The organism is Psychrobacter nivimaris (assembly GCF_009812035.1).
Lineage (GTDB): Bacteria > Pseudomonadota > Gammaproteobacteria > Pseudomonadales > Moraxellaceae > Psychrobacter > Psychrobacter nivimaris.
In genome coordinates this window covers 1-18,547 of record NZ_VZIZ01000003.1, presented here as the reverse complement: position 1 = coordinate 18,547, position 18,547 = coordinate 1, and the positions used below count along the sequence as shown (strand labels likewise).

General features: G+C 41.2%; 12 protein-coding genes and 2 tRNA genes. 11 read left to right on the top strand and 3 right to left on the bottom strand.

The window, feature by feature from the left end; genetic code table 11:
* Positions 1–48: 48 nt before the first annotated feature.
* Positions 49–450: a hypothetical protein gene (locus FQV37_RS00805; RefSeq protein ID WP_160020901.1), complete on the bottom strand. Its 402-nt coding sequence runs from the start codon at positions 448–450 to the stop codon at positions 49–51.
* Between the two features lie 602 nt (positions 451–1,052).
* On the opposite strand from FQV37_RS00805, the gene FQV37_RS00800 reads away from it, so the two are divergent.
* The 11 genes from FQV37_RS00800 (at position 1,053) to FQV37_RS00755 (ending at position 13,779) form a co-directional block, all read left to right on the top strand.
* Positions 1,053–2,102, top strand: a complete 1,050-nt coding sequence (locus FQV37_RS00800) for an ABC transporter substrate-binding protein (protein ID WP_102094939.1) — start codon at positions 1,053–1,055, stop codon at positions 2,100–2,102.
* A gap of 77 nt (positions 2,103–2,179) precedes the next feature.
* A complete protein-coding gene (locus FQV37_RS00795) occupies positions 2,180–3,220 on the top strand; it encodes an ABC transporter substrate-binding protein (protein ID WP_160020900.1) in 1,041 nt (346 codons plus the stop codon).
* 437 nt (positions 3,221–3,657) lie between these two features.
* A complete protein-coding gene (locus FQV37_RS00790) occupies positions 3,658–4,557 on the top strand; it encodes an ABC transporter permease (protein ID WP_102094941.1) in 900 nt (299 codons plus the stop codon).
* Between the two features lie 64 nt (positions 4,558–4,621).
* On the top strand, positions 4,622–5,416 hold the full coding sequence (locus FQV37_RS00785) for an ABC transporter ATP-binding protein (RefSeq protein WP_057759272.1): 795 nt from the start codon (positions 4,622–4,624) through the stop codon (positions 5,414–5,416).
* A 215-nt stretch (positions 5,417–5,631) separates the two neighbouring features.
* The gene (locus FQV37_RS00780) at positions 5,632–7,953 is read left to right on the top strand and encodes an FdhF/YdeP family oxidoreductase (protein WP_102094942.1); all 2,322 of its coding nucleotides are present in this window, start codon (positions 5,632–5,634) and stop codon (positions 7,951–7,953) included.
* Between the two features lie 94 nt (positions 7,954–8,047).
* Complete coding sequence (fdhD, locus tag FQV37_RS00775) at positions 8,048–9,130, top strand: formate dehydrogenase accessory sulfurtransferase FdhD (protein WP_240990899.1); 1,083 nt, start codon at positions 8,048–8,050, stop codon at positions 9,128–9,130.
* A 785-nt stretch (positions 9,131–9,915) separates the two neighbouring features.
* Positions 9,916–11,565 carry a sodium:solute symporter family protein gene (locus tag FQV37_RS00770; protein WP_224737969.1) on the top strand — a complete coding sequence of 550 codons (1,650 nt, stop codon included), beginning with the start codon at positions 9,916–9,918 and terminating at the stop codon, positions 11,563–11,565.
* A gap of 84 nt (positions 11,566–11,649) precedes the next feature.
* Complete coding sequence (locus FQV37_RS14175) at positions 11,650–11,784, top strand: putative transporter small subunit (RefSeq protein WP_218870079.1); 135 nt, start codon at positions 11,650–11,652, stop codon at positions 11,782–11,784.
* Positions 11,785–11,965: 181 nt separating this feature from the next.
* Positions 11,966–12,039 (top strand) — tRNA-Cys (locus tag FQV37_RS00765).
* Positions 12,040–12,163: 124 nt separating this feature from the next.
* Positions 12,164–12,250, top strand: a tRNA-Leu gene (locus tag FQV37_RS00760).
* Between the two features lie 164 nt (positions 12,251–12,414).
* Positions 12,415–13,779, top strand: a complete 1,365-nt coding sequence (locus tag FQV37_RS00755; RefSeq protein ID WP_160020898.1) for a tyrosine-type recombinase/integrase — start codon at positions 12,415–12,417, stop codon at positions 13,777–13,779.
* Positions 13,780–14,097: 318 nt separating this feature from the next.
* Here the strand turns inward: FQV37_RS00755 and FQV37_RS00750 are convergent, their stop codons facing one another.
* Positions 14,098–16,827 carry a DEAD/DEAH box helicase gene (locus FQV37_RS00750; RefSeq protein ID WP_160020897.1) on the bottom strand — a complete coding sequence of 910 codons (2,730 nt, stop codon included), beginning with the start codon at positions 16,825–16,827 and terminating at the stop codon, positions 14,098–14,100.
* A 58-nt stretch (positions 16,828–16,885) separates the two neighbouring features.
* Entirely contained in the window at positions 16,886–18,475 is a 1,590-nt protein-coding gene (locus tag FQV37_RS00745; protein WP_160020896.1) for a site-specific DNA-methyltransferase, read from the bottom strand.
* Between the last annotated feature and the right edge of the window lie 72 nt (positions 18,476–18,547).

The window sequence follows — 18,547 nt, the reverse complement described above, 5'->3', positions numbered from 1 at the left end:
CTTTTTTTATGGCTGATTTAGCAAATGGCTAAAAACCAAGCCTGATACTTATCTACTCAAAATATCGATAATCTGTAAAGTATCATTAATCACCGTCACAATGTTATTTTCTGGCGTACGAATACGAACGTAACGGTCATCATAACGGTCTAAAACGACAGAACGGTCATAATCCCTTCTATCAATCTTGCCGACTACTCTATAACCGTATCTATCAAGATCACGCTTAAATGAAGCATTCGGGCTAGCATTGCGATAAGCGTTGATACTTGGGTGGGCATTGCCATTATGTTTATAGTTTTTACTAACATGGGCAGAGTTACCTTTGCCATTACCGTGTCCATTACCGTGCCCGTTTCCATGACCATCTTTTGCCATAGCAGGCAATCCAATCAAAGAAGTAGCAGTGATACCGGCGATGGTTAATAATTTAAGATTAGCAGTGTTCATAATATTATCCTTAAAATGGTCATTCGAAAAATTAGATAAATAATAGCGTATATTTCATATCCACTATTCAGCACAATGTCACCAAAATGACTGGATTATCCTTAGACCTATCGTGTTTCTCGTATGAAAATTAGCTTACGTTAATTATGAAGTGAGTACGTAATAGATGCGTTGCTAGGATGTAAGCCTTTTGCATATGTTTTCAGCAAACAAAAGTACTCTAGCGGCATCTGTTATATTCAGATCTACACAAGAGCTTCAATGCATCACGCGTCTTGATAAGATAAAAAGAAGTGATGATTTTTTTATTATCCATCACCATGACCGCTACACATTAATTTCTTATTGCGATAACTTACATTACTGTCATAATATGAACATAATAATCGATGGAACGATTACTTTATTTAATTGTTAGCCTGCTATCTCAGCATCAACATAGCATTGACTTGGCTAATCTGCATTCTTCAATATCATGGTAAAAAACCAAAGTACACCAAACAGATGAGTAAAATTACTGCTATACAAGTTAGTAGGCTCAGTCAGTCTGGCCGTATCTACTTGGTTTTTGCGATTGATATAACCTATGAGTTAACCTAATAATGACTATCGCTTCTACTCTACGCTTAAGCCTATATGGCGTTGCTCTTAGTGCCATTAGCACACTTGGACTAATCGGCTGCTCAAACTCCTCTACCGAGACCGCAGCGACTGCTGAAAATAGCACGGCTACAGACAAACCTGCCAAATCAATTGCCATTACTCAAATCGTTGAGCATCCATCATTAGATGATATGCGCCGCGGTATTATTGATGAATTGGCAGATAATGGTTATGTCGAAGGTCAAAACCTAACTGTTAACTTTCAAAGTGCTCAAGGAAACACAGCGACTGCAGGACAGATTGCCAAGCAATTTGCAGGAGACAACCCTGATGCGATCGTAGCAATCTCAACGCCTTCTGCGCAGTCAGTGGTAGCCGCGACCACCACTATCCCTATTATCTACACTGCTGTGTCAGATCCGCTAGGTGCCAAGCTCATCACGGCAGATGGCAAGCCCTTTCAAAGCAATTTGACTGGACTCTCAAGCCAGTTGCCACTAGAGCCGCAATTGGATTTGTTACAGCAGATAAAACCCGACTTAAAGACCATTGGTTATGTCTATAGCCCAGGTGAGGCAAACTCAGTATCATTGCGTGAGAACCTAAAACAAGCTCTGCCAGCGCGAGGTCTGTCACTATTAGACATTCCTGCCAATCGTCCAACGGATATCGGTATGGCGACACGCAGTTTGCAAGGACGCGCAGATATCATCTATACCTCATTTGACAACAATGTTGCGTCTGCCTTTGAGGCCATGACCCAAGCAGCAAATGAGCTAAAGTTACCGATTATCGCGTCTGATGAATTCAGTGTAAAACGCGGCGCGACTGCTGCGCTTGGTGTTAATGACTATGACTTTGGTCGTACCACTGGCAAGATGGTATATCGCGTGTTAAATGGCGAAGCGGTCAATACTATCAAACCTGAAGTCATGAATGATCTGACCCTATATGTCAGTCCTAAGCACGCCAAAACACAAGGTGTCAGCTTGCCAGCAGAGTTACTAAAAAACGCCATCAATGTTGATATTGATGCCGAAACCAAATAAAAAGTAGTAAGCTATCTATTAGCTCGTCAATTATTTATATAGTGTACGGACACACTATTATTTTAGGAGTAAGACCCATGTTGTCTCAAAATCGTTTTGGTCGTTTTAATTTCGGTAAGGCTTTATTATTAGGCGGTGTATGTACTGCTATCTTGACTGGTTGTAATCAATCAGCACAAGATGATGGCTCTACTGATGCTGCCGCTAGTGGTGATGCAGCGACGGCTATGAAAACCGTTGCTATTACCGCTATCGTCGAACATCCGGCGCTTGATGATGTACGTAAAGGCGTCATCGACGAGCTAAACGAAGCAGGCTTCAAGGACGGTGAAAACTTAACCGTTAACTTCCAAAGCGCACAAGGAAACACTGCTACTGCTGGTCAGATTGCCAAGCAATTTGTCGCTGATGCGCCAGACGTTATCGTCGCTATCGCAACGCCATCTGCGCAGTCTGTTGCCGCTTCTACTAGCAGCATTCCATTGGTATTCTCAGCAGTTACTGATCCAGTAGCCGCAAAACTGGTACCTAAGTTAGATGGTTCTGGCACCAACGTTACAGGCGCATCAGATGCCCTACCGTATGAGCCACAGATTGATTTGATGCGTCAAATCATTCCATCATTAAAGAACGTCGGTTATGTCTATAGCCCAGGTGAAGTCAACTCAACGATTATCTTAAAAAATCTAAAAGAGAAGCTAACACCACTAGGTATCAATGTATTAGAAGCGCCTGCACAGCGTAGTAACGACATTGCGATGGCAGCCCGTAGTCTCGAAGGTAAGGTCGATATGATCTATACTTCAACTGACAACAACGTAGTATCAGCGTACGAATCACTTTATCAAATCGCCAAACAAAGTAAGATTCCTTTAATTGCCTCAGACACTAGCTCAGTTGAGCGCGGTGCTGTTGCTGCTCTAGGCGTGAACTACTATGAGCTTGGCCGTGAAACTGGTAAAATTGTCGTACGTATCTTAAACGGTGAAAAAGCAGGTGCTATTCCTGTTTACACTCCACAAGCGCTTGATCTATACGTCAGTCCAAAACACGCTAAAGAAGAAGGCATCACGTTGCCACAAGCGGTTATCGATAAAGCTAAAGAAGTGGTAGAATAACGCACCTTTGTATTTGGCTCAAAATAGCAGGTATAAATAAGATAGCGACACGAACTAATACTGTGTTGTATACCTTAAATATACGGCTAATGATTAAATAAGAAACCCAGCTATGAGTCATTAGGCTGGGCTTCTTGTCTAAACAGAGTCTTTTTTTGAAAGTGCGTTTAATAGTGCTGTATTTGTCTGGCCATTTATCTGATACTTGTTAAGTAGAGGATAGGTCTATTGATTGCAGTGCATTGAACCATCGCTTTAAACCAAGGTAACTTATGATCGTTATTAATCGTGACCTGTTTTGGTTTACCCTAACCGCAGATTGCTTAATCTGTTAAATTCACCGCTTAGCTGTTTAGCAGGTAGAGGGTTTTGGCCATTGCCACTTACCTATCTTGATACCATACGCTAGACACTGGGTTATGACTTACTGATCTCTTATGTCTTTAATTGCTTTTTTTGGTGCGCTTGAAAGTGGTCTGATTTATGGCCTAGTCGCACTCGGTGTGCTGATTTCATTTCGTACACTCGACTTTCCTGATTTGACCGCTGACGGTAGTTTTCCGTTAGGCGGCGCCGTCGCTGGCATTTCTATCGTCGCTGGTATCAACCCGTGGATCGCCTGTGCTTTTGGTATGTTAGCAGGGTCAGTCGCTGGTATCGTCACCGCATGGCTGCACGTCAAGCTCGGTATCCTGCAACTGCTCGCTAGTATCTTGGTGATGGTCGCTCTATATTCTGTCAACCTACGCATTATGGGTGCGCCAAACCTACCTTTGCTTGGTGAGACGACGGTATTTAGTAGCTTAGTCACTGACGGCAATGGTTATTGGATGCGCTGTCTGATTATCGGTGTCGTCGTCGCGCTCGCGATGTTATTTTTAAACTGGTTTTATAGCACCGAAACTGGGCTATCGATGCGCGCTACTGGCTCAAACTTAAGAATGGCACAGGCGCAAGGTATCAATACCTCATGGATGACCATCATCGGTATGGCGATTTCTAACGGCTTGATTGCCTTAGCGGGTGCGCTATTTGTCCAGACCCAAGGCGGCGCTGATATCTCTATCGGTATCGGTACAATCGTCATTGGTCTAGCAGCGGTCATCATCGGTGAGACCATCATTCCTGCCAAGCGTATTTGGCTGATTACCTTTGCCGTTGTTGTCGGCGCGGTATTGTACAAACTGTTTATTCAGGTCGCACTATCAAGCGATACGCTACGTAGCATCGGCTTTGGACCACAGGATTTGAACTTGATTACCGCATTGCTCGTGGTACTAGCCTTAGTATTGCCAAAAGCGAAAACCAAGTTTTTATCACGCAAAGTTCGCGCCTAATGACAGTCAAAGCAAGTATTGATAATACTTGTGACGCTTGAAGAGATAATAAGGAATAACGATTATGATGCAAGCCACCGATTTACGGTTGACCTTTAACCCAGGCACGCCAATCGAAAACCCTGCCCTACGTGGTATCAGCTTAAATATTGCTGATGGTGAATTTGTCACTGTCATCGGTACCAATGGCGCAGGTAAATCTACTTTTTTGAACGCGGTAAGCGGTACGACGCGTGTCGATAGTGGCTCAATCTTGCTAAATGGCATTGATGTGACCAAAAAGTCTGCTCATCAACGCGCGCATTGGGTTGCTCGTGTCTTTCAGGATCCGATGGCGGGAACTTGTGAAGCGCTCACGATTGAAGAAAATATGGCTTTGGCCTACAAACGCGGCGGTAATCGCGGTCTGAAATTTGCACTGAATCAAAACAACCGCGATTTGTTCCGAGAAAAACTATCCGTTTTAAAGTTAGGTCTAGAAAATCGTCTAACCGATCGTATGGGTCTACTCTCTGGTGGTCAACGTCAGGCAGTAAGTCTTCTAATGGCATCATTGCAGCCTTCTAAAATCTTGTTGCTTGATGAGCATACTGCAGCTCTTGATCCAAAGACTGCGGCTTTTGTCTTAGAATTGACTGATAAGATTGTCACGGATAATAAACTGACTACGATGATGGTTACCCACTCTATGCAACAAGCATTGGCACATGGTACACGCACCGTTATGCTGCATCAGGGTCAAGTCGTGTTGGATGTGGCTGGTGACATTCGCAAAGGCATGACCGTACATGATCTACTCGATATGTTTGAGCAAACACGTGGCGAAAAAGTTGAAGACGACAGTTTGATTTTGAGCTAAGTTTTTAAGCTAATGCTTTCCATGACTTACGACTTGTAAGTTGGTACCTGTCGGATATAATCATTTCCGATAACTTCAAAGACCTTCAAGAGAATTGATTTTTCTTGGAGGTTTTTTGTTATCTATAGTTAATGATCATATGAACTTTTCACTGACCATTATATAGTTGTCGTCTATCAAAGCTTCGCTATTGTCATCTATCTATGAGGTCTGTCATGCGCAAAATTCCTATCTACTCCCACCCTGCTGCTGGTTGGCCTGCGCTGATCTCATCTACCCAAAAACTAATGGACTATAAGACATTTTTGCGTGGCGGTATAAGTGTATTTAAAAGCAATCAGCCGCAAGGCGGATTTGACTGCCCAGGTTGTGCTTGGCCTGACCATAAGTCGCACAAAGCCATCGATGTCTGTGAAAACGGCATTAAAGTCATTGCCAGTGAGACCATGACCCACAAAGCAGATGCCGAGTTTTTTGCGAGACATACTGTCACTGAACTACAGGGATGGACTGGTTACGAGCTGGAACACAGTGGACGTTTATCAGAGCCGATGTATTACGATGCGGCGCAAGATCGCTATGTTCCTATCCCTTGGGAAGCCGCTTACAGCTTAATCGCTGAGCAGTTAGGACAGCTTGATTCACCTGATGAGGCGCTATTTTATACATCAGGCCGTGTGACTAACGAGCCTGCCTTCTTATTTCAGCTGTTTGTTCGCTGCTTTGGGACCAATAATCTGCCTGATTGCTCAAATATGTGTCACGAGCCAACCTCAGTAATGCTAAGCAGACAGCTAGGTATTGGTAAAGCGACGGTCATGCTAGAAGATTTTGAGCAAGCCAAGCTGATATTGATGTTTGGGCAAAACCCAGCGACCAACCATCCACGTATGCTAGAGATGCTCGCCCATGCGCATGAGCAAGGCTGTCGAATCATCTCAATCAACCCGATGCGTGAACAAGGTTTAAGCAAGTTCAGAAATCCACAAAAACCAACTCACATGGCAGCCGGTCAAAGTGCTGATATGGTCGATGACGTTATTCAAATTCAAATCGGCGGTGATGCAGCCTTATTGACGGGCATTGCCAAGTGGTTAATCGAAAACGATAAAATAAATCATGAGTTTATTACCACTCATACTTCAGGCTTTGAACCTCTAAAACAGTGGCTAACAGAGCAATCATGGTCAGATATCACACTTGGCTGCGGTATTTCTCAGACAGATATTATCAATCTCGCTGAGCTGGTAGCTGATAGTCCAGCAACGATTTGCACTTGGGGCATGGGCATTACTCAGCATGTACAGGGTGATGACAATGTGGCGATGATTACCAACTTGCTCCTGCTGATGGGTATGATTGGTATCGACGGCGCTGGTGCATCCCCAGTACGTGGGCACTCCAACGTACAGGGCGATCGCACTATGGGTATCCATGAGCGTCCTAGCAAAAGCTTACTAGACAGTTTAGAGCGTGTGTTTAAGCACCCTATGCCACAAGAACATGGCTACGATGTCGTCACAGGTGCCAAGGCTCTTATCGCAGGTAAATTGAAAGTCTTTATGGGCATGGGTGGTAACTACGCAGTGGCCGCCCCTGATACCAGCGCGATTGAGCAAGCCTTAACCACTACTCAGCTTAATATATTTGTCGGTACTAAGCTCAATGAGACCATGCTATACCCCGGTGCTAACAATTTGATCCTACCTTGCTTAGGCCGTACCGAACGTATTGTCACAACAAAGGGTGAGCAATTTGCCACTATCGAAGACTCCATGTGTCAGATCGTACCCACTCAGGGCAAACTCAAACCTGTTAGTGATACTCTAAAATCTGAAGCTCAAATCGTAGCGGATATTGCGACCCATGTACTCGGCGCCGACTCGTCTATTCCTTGGCTTGCGATGAGTGAGGATTTCGATATTATTCGGGACTATATCGCTCAAGCGATTAATGGATTTGAAGACTTCAATCAGCGTATTCGTACCTCTGAGCGTGGCTTTCATTTGTATCATGCGGCGCGTCATCGTGTATGGAATACCGAAAGCGGCAAAGCCCAGTTTGAAGTCCCACAATATCCGATTACTTTTGTCGCTGCACAAATGGCAGCCGCAAACGATATCGATGATGTTGAAAATACAGCGCAAAAGATTTGGCAATTGACCAGTGTCCGCAGCCATGACCAATTCAACACTATGATTTTTGGGTTTAAAGACCGCTATCGTCAAACGGATCGCCGTGATGTGCTGTTTATGCATCCCGATGAAATAAGTCGTTTAGGTTGGCAAAAAGGTGACCGTGTTATAGTCACTCGCCAGCGTGCTAAAGATAGCCTAGAGCAACCACGCATATTGGGCCCATTGGTATTGAGCGAGATGGATATTGCCTCTAACGCTGTCGCCGCTTACTACCCTGAGTGCAATGATCTCTTTGATTTGGAGACACATGCGCCAGAATCTCATATCCCAGCGTACAAATCGACGACCGTCGTTTTAGAGCGCGTAGAGGCAAATACATCAATAGCTACGCCTGCGTAAATCATACTGCGGAGAGCCGATGAGAATGACATTTTCATTGGCTACTCCTCTAAATGACCATAAACACACTCATATTTCTAGGCCATGATAAACCGTGATAACCATTGAAAATAACGCTCAGCAAAGTGAGGCTCTTATCGACCCCGCTATGATAGATAACTCAACTAGCACTAAGATAGTTACACCTGAGCTGTCTAACGATGAGAGGTTGTCAGAGAGACCACTTGCTCGTAGCCACTTAGCACAAAAGCATCATTACCCGTCAGTTAGCAATAACCCTACTCATGACTCTCACCTTCAAATTGAATCTCAGACTACTAGCTTAGCCGTAGAAGCTGCGGTCTCTATCATTATTAATGGGATTCATTATGCTGTGTTGATGGCCAGTCCTCATCAGTTAGAGTATTTGGCTGTTGGGTTCTTATTTAGTGAAGGCTTAATTCAATACAGTCACGAGTTACTCGACTGGGAAGTGACTCACCTTGCAGATATCGCTAGCTACCAGAAGTTTGCTCAAGATTCGAATGATGAAAGCCTTGACTCAGTATCAATTGAGCAAAGCTTAGAACAATTTCAAGATTACGATATATATGTCGTGGAGTTGGTATTGAGCCAACGCTGCCATCAACGTATCCAAGCACAAAAACGACAGCTCGCAGGGCGTACAGGCTGCGGTATGTGCGGTATTACTGGACTAACGCAAGCTTTGCCTGATTTAAGTACTTACTCACAAGACCATTTACACCATGAACATAACCAACAGACAGGTATAAATGGCATTCAAACGAGCGCACCAAGTCTTGACTCCCTATTGGCACTGCGTCAACAAGTGGATGCCGCGCAACATACGCATCAACTGACAGGTGCGGTACATGCCGCAGCGACGATACATAATCAGCAGCTACATTTATTCGAGGATGTAGGCCGCCATAATGCACTTGATAAACTCATCGGTTGGCAATTACGCCAAAAAGCAGACGTTAGCTGTGTGCTTATGACTTCGCGTCTCTCTATTGAACTGGTTCAAAAGTCTATTCGAAGTCAAATCCCGTGGCTAGTTGGCATGTCAGCGCCTACCAGTACAGCAGTGCGCGTGGCTGAGCGTTATGGCCTTGGATTGGCTGGATTTTTACGTGATAACCGAGTCACTTACTATACCAAACAAGATAATATATAAAAATTCACTTCTACTTGTTCATTGAGAGCAACCATCATCTATCGCTCATTATCTATTTTTCTAATGAAAGCTTCAGCTAACCATTCATGGTTATAACTTAGCTCATAGCGATATATCACTCGATGCTACTAATAATAAAACCTTATCTTTCAATGCTTTATTAAAAATATTATTAAATCTCTTTAAATAAATACTTATATATCATCTTCGGTCATTGTTTGGTAAATATCGGATAATGTTTGAGGTTAATGACATAATAGGTTACTCTTATCCCGCAAATATGTTACAGGCACTTAACAAATATGTAGTTTTATTTATTAATGCCGCTTAGTAACACATCAATCGCAATAGATGAGTAGAGATTTCTCAGCTATTGTTTATTACAGCTGATAAGGCTGTCTAAATCGAGTTTGGGTCATTTTATCATGGCTTAGTGCTTATTCGTAATTCCGCTATAGACACTCATCACATGAGTTTTCTTTAGCATGTAGCTACCTTTGTGTATGCCTATTAATAGCGTGATGGTTTACCCATTAACTGACGCCTATTGAAAGTAGTCCCTGTCTTTTTGATTTGACAGTATCTGTCTCATTAAGATTTGGGCGTAACACTTAGCATTTGCTTACCACTGCAGTTGGTATTTTCGCTATTTATATTAGCCACATACGTTCGGTATGAGGACTGTGTAGGCTATGCTGTATTCCTAATGGTTTGGTATCTTTCATTTTTGCTGAACTTTATTCATCAACTAACAATTGCGAGGTCTGAGTTTGAAAACTGAGTCATTGTTCCAATTTTCATCATTAACGATTATTTTATTATTATTAGCATTTTATGGCGGCACCTATTTACTGTCCTTATTAATCAAAAAAGATAAAGAGACCACTTCTGGATTTATGGTCGCAGGTCACGGTGTTGGCTTTGGTATGGGTGCAGCCAGCATGACCGCCACTTGGATTTGGGCAGCCTCATTTTACGCTGCGGCCACCTCTGGCTATAAGTACGGCGTATCAGGGCCGATACATTATGGCTTTTGGGGTGCATTGATGATTTTATTCATCTACCCTTTTGGTATGCGCTTTCGTGAATTGGCACCAGATGGCCATACACTAGGTGAACTGATTCATGCCCGCCACGGTTCATCAAGCCAATTAATCTTAGCCATATCCAATATTATGGGCAGTTTAATTAGCTTGATGGTCAACTTTACCGCTGCTGGGGCATTGGTGTCAGTCCTGTCGCCATTATCGTTCCAAACAGGGGTAATGATCGCAGGTATCGGTGTCCTGAGTTATACATTGACATCAGGCTTTCGAGCATCCGTCTTTACGGATTTCGCCCAGTTGGTCGCTCTAATGGCCATTGGTATTGTCATTATCCCAGCGGTATTATTTGCTATGGGCGGCCCTGAAGTTATGGTTAGCGGCCTGTCAAACCTGACTTTGGAGCAACAGAATTTCTTTTCTTCTGAGGCATTCTTTCAACAAGGTGCGCCTTATTTTGTAGCGGTATTGGCATATGCTATTGGTAATCAAACCATCACTCAGCGCCTATTTGCTATTGATAAGACCAAAATCAAAGCAACGTTTATCACTGCTACGGTTGGCTATGCGGGTATCGTCATCGGCCTTGGTATGATTGGATTAATGGCTGTGACTATTGGTGTTGAACCACTCGATGGCAATATGAATAACCTAATCCCTCAAATGGTTAGTACTTATCTACATCCAGTCTTTATTGCATTATTTTTTATTTTAGTGATTGGTTCATTGTCCTCAACTGCTGATTCAGATTTGTCAGCGCTATCAACCATTATGATGGCTGATGTCTACGGTAAAAATATCGCCAAAAAAGGCCATGTTAAACCTAAAACAATGATGCTAATTGGTCGCGGCACGATGATTGTTGCGACAGCAGCTGGACTAATTTTTGCGAGCTTTAAGCTTGATATTCTCGTCATGCTAGTATTTGTTGGTGCACTATGGGGGGCTATTGTCTTCCCTGTTATCGCCAGTGTGTTTTGGAATCGCGTCACCAATACTGCCTTTACCTCAGCAGTGATCGTCGGACTACTCTTATTTTGCGTTGCTCGTTTCGAATTACTCCCAATCACTGGTGTCACTGCCCTATTCTTTGAAATACTGGCTAGTGTCGGTGCAGCCGTCGTTATTGGTCTAATGGTCTTTGGGTTCTTAGGTCGTAAGATTGGCATGGTCGCCGCAGCTATCACGCTTGTGCTGATGCTTATCTTCGCTACTGGCTTCTTACGTCAATACATGGTCCTGCTAGCCTCTCTAACGGCTTACGGCGCTAGTACCGTCGTCTGTGTGATTATCAGCCTGATGGGAGACGAACATTTCGACTTCGACTTAATTAAGCAGCGCGTGGGCAATTACGATAAAAAGTCGGAAATCCCATCGTCACTTAAATCTTAAACCAAAGTCGCTTTATCCGAGTACCGATTGGCCAGTAGTATTTGGCTAGTCGCTACTTACTTAGCAATATTATAAGGAGATATCATGGACAACGTTTTTATCTACGGCTTATATATCTTAATTTGGCCCGCCATTACTCTTGGCGTACTCGTATTAATTTGCACGGCCACTTATCGTGATGTGAAAAGTGCCAAACGTAACAATAGAGATATAGTTTAGCGCACTATATTTTAAACCATCATCATTAAACACTGGTTTACTAATAGTTTGAAAAAGCCTATTAACAGTATAAACGCTTCTAAATTGGGGCTAAATATAGATAAGATAATAAATAAGCTGTTTTTAATGAAAAAAGGACTTGTAATTTACTATATTTTTGCTAATATAGGCGACCTTGATTGGCTGGATGGCAGAGTGGTCATGCAGCGGACTGCAACTCCGTTAACGCCGGTTCGATTCCGACTCCAGCCTCCAATTATTTATTAACTTTACGTTAATTTTGGCTTGCATTATTATCACAACCGATTATAATAGCGACCACTTATCTAGTAACTAGATGGTCTATCAGCTAGTTTACATTTTAGATAAAACAAGTTTTGCCCGGGTGGTGAAATTGGTAGACACAAGGGATTTAAAATCCCTCGCTAGCAATAGCGTGCCGGTTCAAGTCCGGCTCCGGGTACCATTACATAGTCCTATACTATCTTATAGAACAGCTAAAGCCCCTGATATCAGGGGCTTTGTTGTATTTGGCGTTCTATACTGTCCTATGAATCTATCCTAATCCATGCACTTTGAGTATACTGTCAAGTATACCGAGTTTTGAGTCTACTCATAGAGATCTAGGATATGGAAAGAAAAGCGATCAGTTCAGACAGAAGCATCAGCAGCCATAAGCCTGAAGATAAGAAGTACTTCGTTGCTGTCAAAAATCATCCCAAACTATTCTTAATGGTACGTCCTACTGAGACTAAGTCATGGATGTACCGCTACTACCCTCCTTCAAATTCTAAGCAAAGTATTATATCCATTGGTATATATCCAAGTATCTCGTATGCACGTGCGTGTGAGGTTTGGCGTGAATATGAAGACCTGTTAAGCAAAGGTATTGACCCAAAATTTCATCGTGAAGAAATAAAGAAAATTATTATTAGTAAAACTAAAAACTCTTTTAATCATTTTGCTTGGGAGTATTTTGATAGCTTAGATCAGACTCAGAAAAGTAACACCCTCATTCGTAAGAAAGGTCGTCTTGATCTTATATGCAAATATATTGGTGACGAGCCAATCAGCGATATCACCTCACCTAAAATGCTTGAAGTGCTATTAGACATCCAAGCTAAGTCATTAAACAAGGATGGTAAGCCCACAGACAAGGCTGAACGCTGTGCTGGCATTGCCAGTGATGTGTTTGTCTATGCTGGGGCACGAGGTTTCTGTACGAGTGATCCTGCGGCGCTCATTAAGAGCCAATTAGCTAAGTCAAGTTATGGTCATCGTCCTGCGGTTACTAAACCAAAGGACTTGGCTAAATTACTTAACGCTATCGAAACAATAGAAGGTGACCCAAACACCATAAATTCCCTTAGGCTATTAGCGCTTCTGTTTGTTCGCAATGGTGATTTAAGACGTATGAGCTGGGCTGATCTAGACCTAGAAACTGGCAGATGGCGATTAAAGCCATTGAAGGGGCAAGGCAAGGTAAACATGGTCAAAGACATGGTCGTTCCCCTACCTCGTCAAGCCGTAGCTATATTGAGTGAACAACAAAAAATTAATGGTCATACTGAATACGTATTTTTTAGCCAGACGGCAAAAAAGCATCAGATCATCTCTGATGCGACAGCGAATAAGCGGTTAAAGGATTTAGGCTATAAAGATATACATTGTGCTCATGGCTTTAGAGCGACAGCGAAGACCATCCTACAAGAGCAGTTAAAGTATCCACTTGTGCTTGTAGAGATGGCATTGGGTCATACGACGAAAGATCCTAATGGAACCGCCTATGGTCGATTTGAATACATTGATGATCGTAGTAATATGATGCAGAAGTGGGCGGACTATTTAGATGCTTTGCGTGAAGGTAGAGATACGGCAGAATTTAGAGCAGACGCTCAATCACAAGCTGACTCTACTGCCCAGCTACAAGCATTAATCTCTCAGCTAGGAGAGGATAAGGTACTTGAGTTTCTTATCAGTAAGGTTTCAGACTAAAATTTGAAAAATTATTGAGTAATATACTATTTATTAAAAAAGCCAATTCTATTTTACAACCCTTTGAGCTAGCCAATCAAAAACTTAAAACCGCCTTATTTGAACAAGGTTTAAACGCCATTGACGGCTATGGTGAGAGCCATAACGGTAAATGACGAGAAGACATTTTTTTTGCTTACCCAATAGACTAAGACAGTTGTCTAAGTTTGTGTTGTAGTTTCGAACAGAATACGGTGGTGTATATCACCACTGATGGTTGGTCGGTGTTGCTATTAAACTTCAGCTCTACTTATCTTTTTTAAGACTGATTTTATTAAGTTAAAGTTTAGCTATAACTTTTAAGGCTTCATCAACAGTAAACGCGCCATCCATACGGGTTTTATCAAATACCATGAAGTAACGATAATTCGAGCCAGCAAGCCTCTCCCACTGCTCTCCAAGTATAATTTTATCCTCGGTATCCGTATTGTCTCTGTCATCACCTTTAGTTTCCAGCAGAATAATAGTTCCTTTGGTGGTGTAAAGGATAAAGTCAGGATAATGATTGATAAAACCATTTAAAGCAAAACCTACGCCTTTCACAAGATTTTTATGCCAAAATATCACATTTGGCATACTAGCAATTTTTAAAATGATATCTTGTTCAAGATTATTCATTCCACTTTCTGTTTCGTATAAACGTTTTTCAATGGCATTACTAGTATTGTCTTTAATCGGTAAGGTAGCGCTAAAATACCAATTTGGCTTTACTGTAATTTGACGGGATTTGATATCTTCGCTAAATTTATTCTTGGCATAGACTTTACTTAACCTATCAATATTTTCACGAATTCTTTTCGTGTATTGTGGGGAATTTTTAAGAATATCTCGACGTTGACTTTCGGTGAGTTCTTCAATAATTCTACCAACATAAGACTTGATTTGTGGGTCAGTAATTGGATACATGTCGCCAATCTTTTTCATGATTTGAGCAGTGATGTCACGAATCTGTGATTCATTACTACTGGCTAAAATCGCATCAATAAATCTTTGACTAAGTATTGAGTTGTCTATCTTGCCATATTTTGCAGTCGTATCACCGTCATTCTCTTCAATATCGACTTGGTAGATGTCCTGTGAAATTTGATCAAAATCGATATTAACACTTTCTTTTGAAAGATTAAATTCTGCTAGCAAGTCATTTCGGTTAAGTAGATTATCACTTTCATCTTCAAACAATCCACCAAAGTCAGTATCAGCTAAAAAGAATTGAGGCAACGATAATTTTTGCGCAATACCTTGATGCTCAGCTAAAATACTAGTTGTATTCATAGTAATACCAACGTCTTCATAAGCAGTCGATTCTTGATTTGACAAGTTTTCGGAGAGTGTATTGGCGTCATTCATAGAATCAGTGTATTGGTCAAAGGCTTGACTTTGCTCATTGACCATCTCGTTGATTCGCTGCAGATGTTCATTATTAGCCACTGATTGCGGAAGGTGATAAGTCGAGCTGTCTTCACTCACTGCAAAATTACCTGCTATTTGAATCGGATAATAATGAATTTTCTGATAATCAATACTAGCGGTATCAGTTGGTTGCTCATCAATATTTCCGGTAGGCGATTGTAGCGTATCAAACAAGCTAACTTGCCCTTGCGGTAATACTGGTGTTAGCTGACCATCAGCGATTTCAGTTGCATTTTTAGCTCGATAGTCGTTTTTATTAAAGCCGCTGGCTTGTAAAGCACTAACAATGTTTTGTAAAGTATTTTGAAACATGCTTGAAGAGGTAAGTACATACGACACGTTCAAACTACGCTGTGTATGCTGCGTAACATATGGCTGTCGTAACACGCGCCCCAGAATCTGCTCCACATCCACGTTAGATGATTTATTGGCTAAGGTCGCCAAAATATAAGCAAAAGGACAATCCCAACCCTCTTTTAACGCATTTATCGTGATAATGTAACGAACAGGGCAATCTCTGCTCATTAGATCAATGTTTTTTATTTCGTTGATATTAGCGGTCTTTATTTTGATTTGCTCATCAGGAATGCCGACTGCTATCAACTTTTTCTTAATATCTTCGAAAGTAGTGCTATCTTTAGCATTAATAGGCTGTGCTTGGAATAGAACGATTGGACGTATATAGCGTCCACCTTGTTTTTCTTCTTCTAACGCCTCTATCTCTAAGCTCTGCTGTAGGTGCAAGGCATTCTCGATAACCTCGTTGCTATTGTCACAGTTATAAACAATAACAGGTAACTTAACCATATTTTCTTGTTTAAGACGGTAAGCTGGCACAAAACTAATAATATTACTGTTTTGTTTAGGGGTAGCAGTTAAGTCCAATATGAATGATGGGTTTAGATTATTTAACATCTCCACACTAAGATCACTTTCAGCATTATGGCTTTCATCTACGACTACGACTGGCTTTAAGTTACGGATGATATTAATTAGGGCAGTATCATCAATATCTGGCAGATTATGGGTACCGTCAAAGGTATCCTTAAACGGCATTAAATAGCCATTCTCTTGATATACCTTACGGTCCTCTTTATTTTTTGCTCGCAAACTGGCAAAACTCATTACAAAGATAGTTAGATTAGTTTGCACTGTGGCAGGATTAAAGTTCGCACCTTGTAGCCCGTCCTCTTTTAGATAAACTTCTACCCTATGGTTAAACAATTGATTAAGTTTTTTTCGATAGGGATGTTCATTGTCACTTAGGCTTTTATAAGTCTGCTCAAGCAAATTTGACCAAGGCACGAGCCAAATAACAGCCCTTGCTTGACTGTTGTAATGCTTGAATATTCTATCAAGCGCATTCAATCCGATAAACGTTTTGCCACCTGCGGTTGGGACTTTAATACAGATATGAGGCGAGTTGTTTAAAACATTTTTATAAGGTTGCATTCCTTTTTTATTAGCAGGATCATATCGTCCAACTTTATCTTCCCAAAACTGGTTAAAGGCGTCATCGTATTTTCCGACCTCACTGACTTTATCCAAATATTGATCTAAGTCGTTAATGACTTCTTGTTGGTAGCTTTTAAGTTCCATAGTAATGCCTTTAGCTCAATTTTAGTATTTCGTTCAAAAAGGTGCTGATACAGTTGCTTTAGAATTGGCTAATATCTCTGGGTATTTTCTTAAACACGATATTGTGTTTTTGCATCAATTCTTTTGGCAGCAAGCAATTATCGGCATAGATAATATACTGGCTCGCCTTAATATCAATACCCTTTAGAAATTTACGATCTAGTGTAGTGACTTCATTTGGAATGTAGTTGAGATAGTAGGCTGTATTTTCATAAACGCCTAAAAGTGGTAATAACTGAATACTGTTAGTATAAGCAGTGTGAGTTTCGGTGTACCAAATATACGAGCAAACAGCCTCGATTGGCATTTCGATATTAAGGTTGCGTTCATCGTCAAGTAATGATTGTCCAAGGGTGTAGAAATTAAAGTCACCACCTATACCTTTTACGGTATTGTTGCCCTCGCCATAGCCATCAATCACACGTTTGACTCGTTCTGCGGTAATTGTGTTGGCGTAGTCCTCTAGTTCGATTAGGATGAATTTACGATTACCACCATCTTGTTTATTTAGATTTAAGACAGCATGAGCGGTTGTTCCGCTACCTGCAAAGCTGTCTAGAACGATAGCATTAGGATTATTTTGTATTGACAATATATAGCTAATTAACTGATAAGGTTTTGGAAAATCGAAATCTATCCCCATTCTTTTTAGTTCATTACTCATATTCTGAGTGCTACCAAAATTCATTAGTGAAGATATTACATGACTAGTATCTATTCTCTTTTTTAGACTTTCGACTGCACCATTGTTAGTTAAATAAAAAGTAGTGGACTGCCCTTTAGTGTCTAGTACTGGCTCAAGATTATTTTGTATGAACAATTCAAAAATATTTTTTGAACTCCAGCCACTCTCTATAATTACCGAGTTCTGCAGTTTAAAATCTTTAACAATTGCATCTTCATAAAAATTAGGGAAAGAATCTTTCCGAGCTTTTATTATTCCCTCCTCAAAGTTCGTGTGAAATCCGACGGGCAATTTAATTTGACTAATAGGGTTTTTCTTACCGTTCTTGACAATAGTATTAACAATTGTATCTTTAAACAATTTACTATCTTCTTCGATATTTGGATCTATCAAATTTGGTGATTTTAAACTAATATTATTTTTTGAGTAACAATATATATACTCGTGATTGACTTTAATTTTCGCTTGATTGTCAAAGTTTCCATCTGTACGCCAAGTAAAAGAGGAAACGAAATTAGACTTGCCAAAAATTTCATCACATATCATTCTTAAGCTAGATTGTTCATTATCATCAATACTTATAAATATAAGACCATTTTTAGATAGCAATTGCTTTAATAACTGGAGGCGCGGATACATCATACACAGCCACTTATCATGACGGCTTAAGTCTTCACTCTCTTTGCCTACCAGCTGCCCAAGCCACTTCTTAATTTTAGGATGATTTACATTATCGTTATATATCCATTTTTCTGTTCCAGTGTTATAAGGGGGGTCAATATAGATACAATCCACCTTACCCTCATAAATAGGTAACAGACTCTTTAACGCCTCAAGGTTATCGCCATAGATGATTTTATTGCCGCTATCTACTGGGTTAAATTGTTCTCCATCATCATGGGTAAAGCCATAACCATGTTCCATCACACGATATGGCTGTAGTGGTCAACTAATTTAGGACACCTGATAAGAGGTTTTTGTTAAAATAGCGTCTCT

Bases quoted from the DNA above. Each gene is read 5' to 3' on its own strand.
- FQV37_RS00795 (WP_160020900.1), top strand. From the start codon at position 2,180: ATGTTGTCTCAAAATCGTTTTGGTCGTTTTAATTTCGGTAAGGCTTTA.
- FQV37_RS14175 (WP_218870079.1), top strand. From the start codon at position 11,650: ATGGACAACGTTTTTATCTACGGCTTATATATCTTAATTTGGCCCGCC.
- FQV37_RS00785 (WP_057759272.1), top strand. From the start codon at position 4,622: ATGATGCAAGCCACCGATTTACGGTTGACCTTTAACCCAGGCACGCCA.
- FQV37_RS00780 (WP_102094942.1), top strand. From the start codon at position 5,632: ATGCGCAAAATTCCTATCTACTCCCACCCTGCTGCTGGTTGGCCTGCG.
- FQV37_RS00745 (WP_160020896.1), bottom strand. From the start codon at position 18,475: ATGGAACATGGTTATGGCTTTACCCATGATGATGGAGAACAATTTAAC.
- FQV37_RS00790 (WP_102094941.1), top strand. From the start codon at position 3,658: ATGTCTTTAATTGCTTTTTTTGGTGCGCTTGAAAGTGGTCTGATTTAT.
- FQV37_RS00755 (WP_160020898.1), top strand. From the start codon at position 12,415: ATGGAAAGAAAAGCGATCAGTTCAGACAGAAGCATCAGCAGCCATAAG.
- FQV37_RS00805 (WP_160020901.1), bottom strand. From the start codon at position 450: ATGAACACTGCTAATCTTAAATTATTAACCATCGCCGGTATCACTGCT.
- FQV37_RS00800 (WP_102094939.1), top strand. From the start codon at position 1,053: ATGACTATCGCTTCTACTCTACGCTTAAGCCTATATGGCGTTGCTCTT.
- FQV37_RS00750 (WP_160020897.1), bottom strand. From the start codon at position 16,827: ATGGAACTTAAAAGCTACCAACAAGAAGTCATTAACGACTTAGATCAA.